The sequence below is a fragment of the Caldalkalibacillus mannanilyticus JCM 10596 genome, assembly GCF_000615945.1.
Classification (GTDB): domain Bacteria; phylum Bacillota; class Bacilli; order Caldalkalibacillales; family JCM-10596; genus Bacillus_AT; species Bacillus_AT mannanilyticus.
Genome location: NZ_BAMO01000031.1, coordinates 1 through 11,984, shown reverse-complemented (window position 1 = coordinate 11,984; position 11,984 = coordinate 1). Strand labels below are relative to the sequence as shown.

Genomic DNA, 11,984 nt, shown 5'->3' with positions numbered 1-11,984 from the left:
ATTTTCCTCCACTTGTCCGATTCTTTGTACAAGTATATGCACTGATAAACCCATTATGAACAAAAAAAAGCCGTCTATCTTAGACGACTTTTCAAAACATATTAATGAAGGATGTTACTTAGAGAAGAACAAATCAGCTTCTTCCTTGACCTGCTCTATATCAAATTCTTCAGACAAAGGCGGTAGCTCACTTAATTGTTTCAAGCCAAAGTATTCCAGAAACTCTTTTGTTGTCCCATACAGAATCGCTCTCCCAGTCCCTTCAGCTCTACCTACTTCTTTAATGAGGAGCTTATTAATGAGGGTAGCGATTGCCTTTTCACATTTAACTCCCCTGATCTCTTCTAATTCCGCTCTTGCAATAGGCTGCTTATAAGCGATGATCGCTAACGTTTCTAGAGCTGCTTGGGAAAGTGTCGCACTTGAAGGAGAATAGGCTAACTTTTCAAAATAAGGGGCATGTTCTTGTAGAGTAGTTAATTGATAGGAGCCTGCTACCTCTACGATTTGAATGCCTCGCTGTGAACGTTTGAAATCTGATTTCATATCCTCAATCAAATCCACAACGGTTTCCTTGTCTATTTCTAAGACTTGTGCCAATTCTTTGGCCTCGATCCCTTCATCTCCTGAAACAAATAAGAGTCCTTCAATTACTGATTTAATTTGCTCATAATCCATTATACTTCCTCCACATACTGTGAAATCCAAATATCTGAAAAAAGAGAGGTTTGTTCACAAGCAATTTCTTTTTTCTTCATCATCTCTAAAACAGCTAGAAAAGTTACGATCACTTGATCCTTAGTCCAATATTGGTCAAAAAGTTGACTAAAAGGAATTCTTTTTCGCTCAGATATGATCGCTTTAATCTGTCCCATTCTGCTTTCGATAGAGATTTCATCTCGATCCACTCTGGACATTGGGGCTGTTTTCTTTTCCTGTAGGACTGTTTGAAAAGCTTCAAGCAGATCGAATAAGCTAACATTGGCTACAGGATTAGAGCTTTCATTTTCAATGAAGACAGATAGATTTTCCGCTGGACGAGTAAATACCTTGCTTCTTTCTGTCTCTTTTTCTCTTAATTGAAGGGCTAGCCCTTTAAATTTCTTATATTCAATAAGACGCATAATCAATTCTTCACGGGGATCTAATTCCTCCACGTCCATATCAAACATAGGTTGAAAGGAGAGCTCCTCTTTTTTGGGTAGAAGCATTCGGCTTTTGATCGCTAATAGAGTCGCTGCCATAACTATGAACTCACTAGCAATCTCCAGCTCCAGTTCTTGCATCTGCCCAATATATTCAACATACTGATCGGTGATTTCTGCTACAGATATTTCGTAGATATCAACTTCAGCCTTATCAATCAGATGCAGCAATAAATCCAACGGCCCCTCAAAGGAATCTATTTTTACACTAATCATTGTTCTACACTATTTCGCAAATTGACGATTTAAGTTTGCCATTTCAATAGCAGACACCGCTGCCTCCCAGCCTTTATTCCCTGCCTTCGTCCCTGCACGTTCCACAGCCTGCTCTATGGAATCCGTTGTAAGCACACCAAAGATGACAGGAATATCATGATTTAAGCTGAGGGTCGCTACTCCTTTTGCTGCTTCATTACATACATAATCAAAATGCGGAGTCGATCCTCTAATCACGGTACCTAGAGTAATAACGGCATCATACTTTCCACTTGCCACCATTTTTTTAGCCGCAAATGGAATCTCAAACGCACCTGGTACCCAAGCAACATCCACATCTGCTTCAGCCACTCCGTGACGCTTTAAGGCATCCTGAGCTCCACCCAATAATTTGCTTGTAATAAATTCATTAAATCTTCCTACCACAATTCCAAATTTTAACCCTGTCCCTACTAAGTGTCCTTCGAATAATTGACTCATCCTTTTCTCCTCCTATTCCACTTAAAACAAATGGCCTAATTTTGATTTTTTTGTTTCTAAATACTTTTCATTTTCTTGGTGTGCTTTCATTTGCAATGGGACTCGTTCCACAACCTCAAGTTCATAACCTTCTAAACCTGTAATTTTTCGAGGATTATTGGTCAGAAGCCTCATTTTTCGAACTCCAATATTTCTTAGAATCTGAGCACCAATCCCATAATCACGCAAATCAGCTCCAAATCCTAACTTATGATTCGCCTCTACGGTATCTAATCCCTCTTCTTGAAGAGCATAGGCCTTTAATTTGTTCATTAAGCCAATCCCTCTTCCCTCCTGACGCATATAGAGCAGAACACCTTTCTCCGCTTCCTCAATTTGAGCGAGAGCAGAATGCAGTTGTGGTCCACAGTCACAGCGAAAGGATCCAAATACGTCTCCTGTCAGACATTCAGAATGAACACGTACCAAGGTCGGCTCATCTGGATGAATGTCGCCTTTAATAAGAGCGACATGCTCTTTGTCATCAACCACGTTGGTAAATCCCATCATTTTAAACGCTCCATATTCGGAAGGAAGATTGATTTCAACCTCTCTCTTGACCAGAGTGTCTTTTCGATTGCGGTATTTAATTAAGTCCTTAATGGTAATCATTTTTAATTCATACTTATCAGCAAGCTCTCTTAACTGAGGGACTCTTGCCATGGAACCATCCTCATTCATAATCTCACAAATCACACCTGCTGGATAGGCTCCAGACATTCGAGCTAGATCAACTGCTGCTTCCGTGTGACCTGCTCTTCTTAATACCCCCCTTCTTTCGCAATTAGCGGGAAGATATGACCTGGACGTTTGAAGTCACTCCCTTTTACATCTGATTCAATGAGGGCTTTGATCGTATCTGAGCGTTCATGTGCTGAAATACCCGTCGTCGTTGTTTTATAATCTACAGAAATGGTAAACGCTGTTCCATGCGGATCTGTGTTGTGATCCACCATGGGATGTAAATGAAGCTCACGAGCTCTCTGCTCAGTAATGGGGGTACAAACTAGCCCTCGACCATGCGTTACCATAAAATTGATCACTTCAGGCGTGCATTTTTCTGCTAAGGCGACAAAATCCCCTTCATTTTCTCGGTCTTCATCATCAACTACAATCACGACTCTGCCTTGCATTAATTCATATATTCCTTCTTCTATTGGATCAAACATGCTCTCACCCTCTCGTCCTTAAATATAGCCATTATCAGCTAGAGTTTGCATTGTCAAACCAGCATGCCTTGGTTTCTCAGATCTGGCATCTAGTAATCGCTCCATGTATTTAGCCAGCATATCACACTCAATGTTCACTGTATGTCCAACATTACGAAATTGAAGAATCGTTTCGGTGATGGTATGCGGAATGATGGAAATCGAGAATTGATTTTCGTTGACTTCGACAACGGTTAAGCTAATCCCATCTACACAAATTGAACCTTTGGGAACAATATAACGAATCAGATGCTGCGGGACTTCAATCCAATAATAGACGGCATTAGAAACCTCTCTTTTTGAGGTAATAACTCCAGTTCCATCTACATGCCCTGAAACAAAATGCCCTCCGAAACGCCCATTAGCTGACATCGCCCTTTCTAAATTAACAGCACTCCCTCGTTCCACATGTTGAAGACTTGTTGCTTTGATGGTTTCAGGCATGACATCAACTGTAAATTGCTGAGCTGTGAATGAAGTAACAGTCAAGCACACACCATTAACAGCAATACTGTCACCCAGCTGTACATCCGTTAAGATCTTATTGGCAGCAATGGTTAATTGGTAATCCTTCGTCCCTTGCTTGACCTGCTTTAATGTCCCTATTTCCTCAATAATTCCGGTAAACATAAGTCCACCTACCTCTGTATTTTCGTATAACCTACTACTTTTATATCTACACCTAGAGAAGTGATTTCTATATTCTCCAGTTGTATGGCTTCACCTAATTTCTCAAAGCCAGATCCTCGGAATGAGCTGGGAGCCAAGTTCCCCCCAATAATTTTGGGCGCTAGGTAATTGATAACCTTATTGACATATCCACTCTCTAAGAAAGAAGCATTGATCTCTCCTCCACCTTCTACTAGTAACGAGGATATCTCTTCCTTCCCTAGCTGATTTAAAAGATCAGGAATAGAGAGCTGATGGACGTCGTTTGTTTGGATAACCCTTACTCCCAGCTGTTCAAAAGGGAGTATTTTTTCTCGCTTCACCGCTTGATTGACAAAGATCCATGTTGGAGCTTCGGCAGTATTAACCAGCTTAGCATTGATAGGGGTTCTTAGCTTCGAGTCAAGCACGATGCGAATAGGGTTCCTGCCTGCTCCATTAGGCAATCTGGTTGTTAAACTTGGATCGTCCTTAAGTACCGTATTTACTCCAACTAGAATCGCATCATGCTGATGCCTGAGAAGATGTACATCCGCTCTGGCTTCCTCACCTGTAATCCACTGACTTTCCCCATGAATGGTGGCGATCTTTCCATCTAACGTAGTGGCTGTTTTTAAGGTAACAAACGGTAGCTTATGAACGATATAATAATTAAATACCTCGTTCATCTTGTTCGACTCAGCTTCATATAATCCGACGTCCACTTGAATTCCAGCTTCTCTCAGCTTAGTTATTCCTCTTCCAGCTACCAGAGGATTAGGATCTAGAGTCGCAATCACTGCACGCTTCACTCCTGAAGCAATAACCTTATCCACACAAGGAGGCGTTCGACCATAATGACTGCACGGTTCTAGTGTAATGTAAATGGTCGCCCCTTCCGTTCTTCCCTTTGCCATTTCAAGGGCATACACCTCGGCATGCGCTTCTCCTGCTCGCAGATGGGCACCAAGCCCTACAATCTGATTGTTTTGAACGACGATGGCTCCAACTAAGGGGTTAGGGCTTGTCTGCCCCTTTGTTGATTTGGCTAGTTCAAGTGCTAAGGCCATATATTTTTCATCAATATTCACGCTCTCGCCTCCTTTCTCTCCTTCATACACAACGGAAATGGAAGCATTAAAGAAAATAAGTTTACGCACAAAAAAACCCTGAAGATTGATCTATCCTCAGGGCTTGTGAATTCATATTTTCACATGACAAATAAAAGGTATCATTCGTCTATTTTTTAAAAAATAGGAATGTACCGTCCACTTCCTTCTCCCATCCAGACTATACTGTCGGCTCTGGCCTTGCACCAGATCCACCGTCTATACATATAAAGACATTCTCATGTTATAGAGCGGGTCACGGGCTCTAGAGTTGCTCACTCTAATACCGCCGGTTGGGAATTTCACCCTGCCCCGAAGGAAAATATAAAATTAAGTTTAATCGGATTTTACCATTAATTCAGTAGAAAAGCAATCCTTCTCACTCGCTTACATAGTTAAATACCGTTTACTAGTTTGATTTCTTCTCTATTTTGTCAAAAGCATCTAATATTCTCAAGTTTTGCAGGGTTAAAATCCCTTTCCATTCTATTTTCGCTTGCTCCCATGATTCGTGGTATTGACCCCATTCCCAATTAGGTTCCCAGCTTCCGTCATCCAACTGCTTACTTATTAGGTAGATTAGGTTTTTCTCTATTAAGTCATGATCCAGGACCGACATCAATGGAGAGTTTGGGGAATGGACGAAGGTGAGAGGAGTAGCGCTATAGTTTTCCCATTCATCAGGGGACTTCCCAATGACTTGCGGAAGAGATTTCTTCAATTTTTCCATAATCGTGGTAGAATGAGGAGCTTCTAGGCGCTCTACTAACCGTAAAAAACAAAGAATCTCATGCATTTCGATTTCACTTGAATACCCTAGTATCACATCTACTGCACTGTTTTTTAATCGTTCCAAAAAGTCGTTAGGGAACGTACCATCATACTGGTGAAAATAACCGATGATTTCTGCCGATGGATTCCCCCAGGTAGGAGTAAATTCACTATGTTCCCCCTCCTCATGAACATGCCACCACGGAGCATGAGGATAGTTATTCACATTGCTAGAAACTGAAACCCAACGTTGAAGGCTCTCATCATAGCTTTTCAACAAATATTCTAACGCTCGAACCAGCATCTGATCTTCTTTGCTTATTTGAATCCTGGAGAAGATTTGAAAAGCGATCGTTGTAGCCAGTGGGGATGAATCTGGTAATCTAAAGTCTGGTTCAAGTCCCTTACCAAAGCCACCGTCACTATTTTGAAACTGTCTTAATTCATCTAGTACTGCCTCTTTCGATCCTTTCCTGTATTCGTATTCAAAGAGACTTTTCTCCAACGGTCTCGCATAATGAAGCATATACTCCTCTGCCTTCTGAAACTGTTCCTTCGTTAACATGATCATCCTCATCTCTCCTCACTGTTCATTTTCAAATATGTACCTACCTGATTCAATTCCATTTAAATCTTAAGAAAGCTCTATCACCGTTATTTCAGGTCTGCAATTAAACCGAATGGGAAAAATAGTTGTTCCAAGACCACGACTGGTATAAACCCATAAGCCAGAATTCTCTACTTGATGTAACCCTTGGACATATTTTTCTCCTAATGGAGGAACTACAAGGTGTCCATAGAAAGGGAGTCTGATTTGCCCCCCATGTGTATGACCTGATAATTGTAGCTTAATATTTTCCATGGATTTCGCTTGATCAGCATACACAGGTTCATGAGCTAATAAAACAATCGGCTCATTTGAAGGAACTCCTGCACATGCCTCTTCCAGATCCGGATTGCCCATTAAGACATCATCGATTCCAACAAAATGTAACTTCTCTTTATTTTTTTCCACAGTTATACGCTGATTTACTAAGAGCGAAAAACCTGCATCAGAATAAAATTCTTCAAAACGTGCAACATCAAGGGCATAATCATGATTACCTAGCACAGCAAATTTCCCTATCGACGCCTTGATCTCTGAAAGAATGGAGCCCGCCTTTTCTAGCAGTTGGACTTCCCGATCAATAAAATCTCCTGTAAAGCAAACCACATCAGGCTGTAAAGCGTTCACCTTCTGCACGATCTCATTAAGGTGTTTTTGATTCATATAATAACCATAATGCAAGTCACTAAGATGAACCATTTTTAGCCCTGAAAAAGAACTATTGGACGGTAAAATCGGAATCGTTACTTCATTGATCTGTATCCAGTTCCGCTCCACAAAGAAAGAGTAAAAAGGTGTGCTAAGTAAGGCTAAAAAACCTGTCCCAAGAGCTAGCTTCTTCAAAAAGCGTCGTCTTGATAGAGGTGTACGGTCTTCCATAAGCTGTCACTTCCTAATTAATTTTATTTTATCGAATATTCGTTCTCATGTAAACGCAAAAGTGTTGAGCCATATCCTTTCTTTTACAGAAAGGATATATTAAAGCTCAATGTTGATTTTTTATGAGTAAAAAGGACTTCCATATAACTAGAAGCCCTTTGGATGATTTAATTGCTTATCAAACTAACATTCTATTCATTTTACTACTGAAATAAGTTAAATATAATATGAGGTATGTAAGTTTCTAAAAATGCAGCTATGATAAGTAAAGGTAAAGATAAAACAACATAAACTTTTATTGTTTCTAAGAATTTTTTTATAAGTGGTAGTTCCACTTTATCTTTTTTGTATAGATTTCTTATTTTAATTCTAATGGCTTTATTTAATTCAAAAAGAATAGCTGCAAATAAACAGAAAGCGAACACTTCAAAAGAATAATGAGGGATGGTAGAAATTATTATCTCAACACCTGTTTTAAAATTCACGTGTAAAACAATTCCAAAAAGAATTCCAGGGAAAACAACAGTTGTAATTATATTTATAACGTATAGATATTGTATTGGGAGCAAGGCTAAGATCAACATTTGTAAAGGTACCATAAAACCGTTGTTAACAATATATGCCCATACTAAATATATACCCTCTGATTCTTTTACAAAATCCGGTATCCTAGTATTCGCCTTCTCTAGTATTTCTTTTGGGTCTGGATTGATTATAAAAGTTATTATGGTAAAAATAACTGTTAGTGCTACTCCAAATATAAAAAAGTGAATAGCTCTTTTAAATACTGTTTTATTAACTACATTTAGCAATGTAAACCTCCTCAAGAAAATTTAATCATTAGATATAAGACGTTGTTCCTCTGCGATTATCCCTTATTGAGCTTTTCGCCGCATAAATCTATCCTGTACTTGTATAAACCCATACTGCTCATATAATCCATGAGCATCTAGTGTACCGAGGATTCCATTGAGATTCTTTAGTTCCTCTGAATGTATGATTGTGGAGATGAGTTTCTTTCCTATTCCTACACCTCTATATCTTTCATCGATATATACATCACATAGCCAATACATAGTAACGCCATCTGTTACAACTCGAGCAAAGCCAACCTGCTTACCATTCTCATAGACTCCATAACAAAGTGAATTTTCAATTGATTTTATAATCGTTTCCTGTGTTCTTTGATTAGCCCAATAGCTCTTCCCTAAAAATTCTGTGATAGCCTCAATATCTAGCAGAGATTTATCTGTACTAATCATAAACCCTTCTATTTTTTCTTCCATATCTCTCCACTCCCATTTGTTTTATGTATAATCTTAACAAGAGTCTATCATTCTGGCAATATACATGTGTTTTCTCAGGTTTTGGAGAATTCTTCTTTTAGAATTGAATACACCTTAAGATCATGATGCTTGCCTTTGGTAAACATCCTTTTTCTTTCAATTCCTTCGAATGTCATGCCTATTTTCTCCATCACTCTTGCCGAACCCAGATTTTCTATAAAACATCTCGCCTGAATACGAACTAAATCCATCTTCCGAAATCCAAAGCTCACAAATTCTAGAGCTGCCTCACTCATAAGACCCTTCCCCCAATAATCTTGAGATAGAGCATAGCCAATTTCAGCTGTCTTATGTTGAGCTTGCCACCAGACAAAATCTATCGTGCCAATCAATCTCCCATTCTCTTTATATTCGATCGCCCAAGGAGCTACTTTATTATGCTCATATTGAGTTAAAACAAAGTCGATAAACCCCTTACTATCTGCTAGAGATCGATGAGTATTCCAAGAAACATGCTTGGATACTTCTTCATTTGAACAATATGAATACAAATCTTCCGCATCTTCCATTTTTATTTTTCTGAGAAGAAGACGCTCCGTTTCAATTATAGGTAGGTCGGCATAAATCTCTTCAATTTCCATTATCTCACCTCATTTATTGTTAATTATACATTATATTCCTATTTAATGTTTTAAAAAAGCTACTCAACAGTCTTGTAGTAACTGTTGAATAGCTTGACGCTGGCAATACATTTAGAATGTGGACCATTTATCAAAAGGGTAATAGCGGAAAAGAACCGTTCCCCTTATATTCTCAAGCGGTACTGCCCCTATTAACCTGCTATCGCTACTCTTATTACGATTATCCCCCAAAACATAAACATGATCTTCTGGAACCACGACGGTTTCAAATTGACCATAAATAGGTTCGCTAGTGTAAGGTTCCTCTAATTTTTCACCATTGCGATAGACATTTCCGTCCTTAAACTCTATTGTATCCCCTTCTTTTCCTATAACCCTCTTAATCCATAGATTTTCATTTTTTCTATCCAAGGCTAGACTAATCAAGGTATTATCCAAAAACTCATCCTTTATTGTCCTTTTTCTCTCCACACGACTGTCAATAATGATCACATCTTCATACTCTGGGACGGAATTAAAGTGCTGCGGGATTTTAAGAACAAAAACACGATCGGCAACATCATCCTCTTCTTCAACATAAGGGTTCACACCATGAAAGGTGGGTTCCATTGAGCTTCCTTTTACTGAATAGGGTTCAAAAATAAACACATTAATAAAAATGGCTACGATCACTGAAAAGAGTACTATTTTTACATTTTCATAAACTTGCGTAAATATTTTATTCATCATCTTTATTAAGTCCTTTCTACACTTTCATCTATCTTCCTAGAAGTTCATGAAATCTTCACTAGCCCAATATTTCTAATACTATCATATAAATTCGGTCCCTTATGACAAGCTGAGCTTTTCTTGCCTCCAGTTTCACATGAGCAATATCTTCCGTTTGAACTTCGAATGGGAGTCCCGTTTCTTTTTCTAGCTTTTGAATTTCTTGTTCGAACCAAGATTGATGTTTTGTATACAATCTACTTGCCACATCTTCATCACTTAATTCTTCTGGTACTGAAAATGATAGATTATATAACCATAGTTGAAATTCCTTTTCTCCACTCTCTTTTATCTGCTTCTGAAATAATTGCAGGATAAACTCTTTAATTTGCGGATCAAATCCATTTTCATCCATTTTGCTTTCCAAGGTTGGCAAAGTGAGTTTACCTAAGCGTTTTTCTACCCCGGTTATTTTATTTAGAAACCTGTTTAATTTTTTCATGCGCTACCCCCATTTTACCTATTTGTTATAAAGAAGCCTAATTGCTCTTTCTTTCTTCCAAAAACGGTTGGTACATCATAATGGCATGATTTTCTGTGACATACTCATCTCGAACAAGCACACCTTTGTTATTACATACTCGCTTATAAATGAGATTATGCCTAACATAACCTCCCCAATGCTCTAATGTAATTTTATGCTCCTTCTCATAGATTTCGTAAGAATGGATGGGACTATTTGTGGTATGCCATTCCCCTACTAGATGATCCTCAGTTAGAAATACTTTTAATTGATAGGGCTCGTTGGTTGGATTATAGATGCGTAAATCCAAGTAATTGTAGGCACAAGTAGCTCCACTGCCAAAGGGCTGAGTTCGATTAGCATCTGGAAAAACATCGTAGCTATGTCTATGCCTTTCCACCACCTCTAGAGGAGTATGCAATGTAATCCAATAAAGTAAATTAGAGAGTTGACATAGTCCCCCTCCAATCCCTGGCTTGAAGCCGCCATAAAAGAGCACCATTCCTTCCACATACCCTTTTCCTTTCGTTGGGTTTCCTATCAGCTTCCAATAGGATAGGGTTTCCCCGGGATGGATAATAACCCCATTCAATTGCTTTGTCGCTATTTCTAGATTCTTAACTTTATTATGCTGTAACCACATATCCACATCTTTTAATTGTCTAAGTAAGGGCGTTTGATGAGTAGAAACCAAATAGGGTAGACAAGTGTCCCCTCGCTCTTTCGCAAACCTTGTCCTGCTAAAATACCATTCTACATATCTTTTTGACGTATAGTAGATTCGACCAAGTAAAATCCTATATTTTGATCTTTTTATTGGTTTCATTTAACCCCTCCAAGAATGGATCTACATTGCTTCTACAACTTCCTTCAAGATAGATAGATCAGTGTTACAACCACTCATTTGTAACACAACCTTTTCCCCCTGCAACTGTTGACGCATTTTTATAGCTGCCATAATAGAAGCTGCTCCCGCCCCTTCGGCTACTTGACGAGTATACTCTAGAGAAAGTTTCATACCTGTTTTAATTTCTTCTTCACTTAGCAAAACAAAATCCTGAAGCTTGTCCTTGTAAATCTCAAAAGGAATATCAAAAGCAGCTCCTGTAGCAAAGCCACCAGCAAAGGTTTTATTTTCAGCAGTAAGGATTTTCTTTCTTTCCCAGGACAGATAGGCTGCTTTGGAAGCTTCAGCTTGAACAGCAATGATCTCAATAGCTGGATTGATTTCTTTAAGTACTGTGACTCCAGCGGCTAGTTCGCTCCCTCCTCCTATCGGAAGAATCACTGTATGTACGTCGGGCAAATCACGCATGATTTCGATGAATTCCGTCCCCACCCCATTGATTAAATGAGGCTCATTGGCAGCGTGGATGTAATAGAGATTTCTTTCTGCTTGAAGCCTTTCAACTGCTTGAGCCGCTTCTTCAAAAGTAGTTCCGTCTTCAATCAAGGTTGCTCCCGCGTCCATGATTAGTTGATTCTTAGCTGGGTTATTATCCTTAGATACCACAATCACCGCCTCTAAATCAAACCATTTTGCTGCCATTGCAACTGAGATTCCATGATTCCCTGTAGAGAACGTGATGACGCCCTTCACACCCGTATTCTTGAGATGATGCATGATATTAACTCCACCTCTGAATTTTAAAGCTTCCTCCTGG

The 11,984-nt window shown here is 39.1% G+C and carries 15 protein-coding genes, 1 pseudogene and 1 riboswitch; all 16 genes and pseudogenes read right to left on the bottom strand.

The window, feature by feature from the left end; all coding sequences use genetic code 11:
- Positions 1–114 precede the first annotated feature (114 nt).
- Positions 115–678, bottom strand: a complete 564-nt coding sequence (scpB, locus tag JCM10596_RS16145) for an SMC-Scp complex subunit ScpB (RefSeq protein ID WP_025028025.1) — start codon at positions 676–678, stop codon at positions 115–117.
- Positions 678–1,421, bottom strand: coding sequence for a segregation and condensation protein A (locus JCM10596_RS16140; RefSeq protein WP_025028024.1), 744 nt, complete (start codon positions 1,419–1,421; stop codon positions 678–680). Before JCM10596_RS16140 ends, scpB begins: the two co-directional genes overlap by 1 nt.
- 9 nt (positions 1,422–1,430) lie before the next feature.
- A complete protein-coding gene (gene ribH / locus JCM10596_RS16135) occupies positions 1,431–1,901 on the bottom strand; it encodes a 6,7-dimethyl-8-ribityllumazine synthase (protein ID WP_025028023.1) in 471 nt (156 codons plus the stop codon).
- 21 nt (positions 1,902–1,922) lie between these two features.
- A complete protein-coding gene (gene ribA, locus JCM10596_RS30395) occupies positions 1,923–2,447 on the bottom strand; it encodes a GTP cyclohydrolase II (protein ID WP_234410539.1) in 525 nt (174 codons plus the stop codon).
- Positions 2,448–2,582: 135 nt separating this feature from the next.
- Positions 2,583–3,073 (bottom strand): annotated as a pseudogene (gene ribB / locus JCM10596_RS30390) (3,4-dihydroxy-2-butanone-4-phosphate synthase); the annotation flags it as partial.
- A gap of 54 nt (positions 3,074–3,127) precedes the next feature.
- Positions 3,128–3,778 (bottom strand): riboflavin synthase, encoded by a 651-nt coding sequence (ribE, locus tag JCM10596_RS16125; RefSeq protein WP_025028022.1) that lies wholly within the window; start codon positions 3,776–3,778, stop codon positions 3,128–3,130.
- A gap of 8 nt (positions 3,779–3,786) precedes the next feature.
- Positions 3,787–4,887, bottom strand: coding sequence for a bifunctional diaminohydroxyphosphoribosylaminopyrimidine deaminase/5-amino-6-(5-phosphoribosylamino)uracil reductase RibD (gene ribD / locus JCM10596_RS16120; protein WP_025028021.1), 1,101 nt, complete (start codon positions 4,885–4,887; stop codon positions 3,787–3,789).
- Between the two features lie 178 nt (positions 4,888–5,065).
- Positions 5,066–5,229, bottom strand: a riboswitch (FMN riboswitch).
- An 85-nt stretch (positions 5,230–5,314) separates the two neighbouring features.
- Positions 5,315–6,247, bottom strand: a complete 933-nt coding sequence (locus tag JCM10596_RS16115) for a prenyltransferase/squalene oxidase repeat-containing protein (RefSeq protein ID WP_025028020.1) — start codon at positions 6,245–6,247, stop codon at positions 5,315–5,317.
- A 63-nt stretch (positions 6,248–6,310) separates the two neighbouring features.
- The gene (locus tag JCM10596_RS16110; RefSeq protein ID WP_025028019.1) at positions 6,311–7,162 is read right to left on the bottom strand and encodes a metallophosphoesterase; all 852 of its coding nucleotides are present in this window, start codon (positions 7,160–7,162) and stop codon (positions 6,311–6,313) included.
- A 203-nt stretch (positions 7,163–7,365) separates the two neighbouring features.
- Complete coding sequence (locus JCM10596_RS16105) at positions 7,366–7,974, bottom strand: stage II sporulation protein M (protein WP_025028018.1); 609 nt, start codon at positions 7,972–7,974, stop codon at positions 7,366–7,368.
- A 63-nt stretch (positions 7,975–8,037) separates the two neighbouring features.
- Positions 8,038–8,448 (bottom strand): GNAT family N-acetyltransferase, encoded by a 411-nt coding sequence (locus JCM10596_RS16100; RefSeq protein WP_025028017.1) that lies wholly within the window; start codon positions 8,446–8,448, stop codon positions 8,038–8,040.
- Between the two features lie 74 nt (positions 8,449–8,522).
- The gene (locus tag JCM10596_RS16095) at positions 8,523–9,089 is read right to left on the bottom strand and encodes a GNAT family N-acetyltransferase (protein WP_025028016.1); all 567 of its coding nucleotides are present in this window, start codon (positions 9,087–9,089) and stop codon (positions 8,523–8,525) included.
- 111 nt (positions 9,090–9,200) lie between these two features.
- The gene (gene lepB / locus JCM10596_RS16090; RefSeq protein ID WP_051541352.1) at positions 9,201–9,818 is read right to left on the bottom strand and encodes a signal peptidase I; all 618 of its coding nucleotides are present in this window, start codon (positions 9,816–9,818) and stop codon (positions 9,201–9,203) included.
- A gap of 58 nt (positions 9,819–9,876) precedes the next feature.
- Positions 9,877–10,299: a hypothetical protein gene (locus JCM10596_RS16085; protein WP_025028014.1), complete on the bottom strand. Its 423-nt coding sequence runs from the start codon at positions 10,297–10,299 to the stop codon at positions 9,877–9,879.
- Positions 10,300–10,336: 37 nt separating this feature from the next.
- Positions 10,337–11,146 carry a VanW family protein gene (locus JCM10596_RS16080; RefSeq protein WP_025028013.1) on the bottom strand — a complete coding sequence of 270 codons (810 nt, stop codon included), beginning with the start codon at positions 11,144–11,146 and terminating at the stop codon, positions 10,337–10,339.
- A gap of 21 nt (positions 11,147–11,167) precedes the next feature.
- Positions 11,168–11,984: threonine ammonia-lyase (locus tag JCM10596_RS16075; RefSeq protein ID WP_025028012.1), on the bottom strand; the 817-nt coding region annotated here is incomplete at its 5' end.

Coding starts and splice junctions, on each gene's coding strand:
- JCM10596_RS16115 (WP_025028020.1), bottom strand. CDS start 6,247: ATGATCATGTTAACGAAGGAACAGTTTCAGAAGGCAGAGGAGTATATG.
- JCM10596_RS16100 (WP_025028017.1), bottom strand. CDS start 8,448: ATGGAAGAAAAAATAGAAGGGTTTATGATTAGTACAGATAAATCTCTG.
- ribH (WP_025028023.1), bottom strand. CDS start 1,901: ATGAGTCAATTATTCGAAGGACACTTAGTAGGGACAGGGTTAAAATTT.
- ribA (WP_234410539.1), bottom strand. CDS start 2,447: ATGGGATTTACCAACGTGGTTGATGACAAAGAGCATGTCGCTCTTATT.
- JCM10596_RS16140 (WP_025028024.1), bottom strand. CDS start 1,421: ATGATTAGTGTAAAAATAGATTCCTTTGAGGGGCCGTTGGATTTATTG.
- scpB (WP_025028025.1), bottom strand. CDS start 678: ATGGATTATGAGCAAATTAAATCAGTAATTGAAGGACTCTTATTTGTT.
- JCM10596_RS16080 (WP_025028013.1), bottom strand. CDS start 11,146: ATGAAACCAATAAAAAGATCAAAATATAGGATTTTACTTGGTCGAATC.
- JCM10596_RS16085 (WP_025028014.1), bottom strand. CDS start 10,299: ATGAAAAAATTAAACAGGTTTCTAAATAAAATAACCGGGGTAGAAAAA.
- ribE (WP_025028022.1), bottom strand. CDS start 3,778: ATGTTTACCGGAATTATTGAGGAAATAGGGACATTAAAGCAGGTCAAG.
- lepB (WP_051541352.1), bottom strand. CDS start 9,818: ATGATGAATAAAATATTTACGCAAGTTTATGAAAATGTAAAAATAGTA.
- JCM10596_RS16110 (WP_025028019.1), bottom strand. CDS start 7,162: ATGGAAGACCGTACACCTCTATCAAGACGACGCTTTTTGAAGAAGCTA.
- JCM10596_RS16095 (WP_025028016.1), bottom strand. CDS start 9,089: ATGGAAATTGAAGAGATTTATGCCGACCTACCTATAATTGAAACGGAG.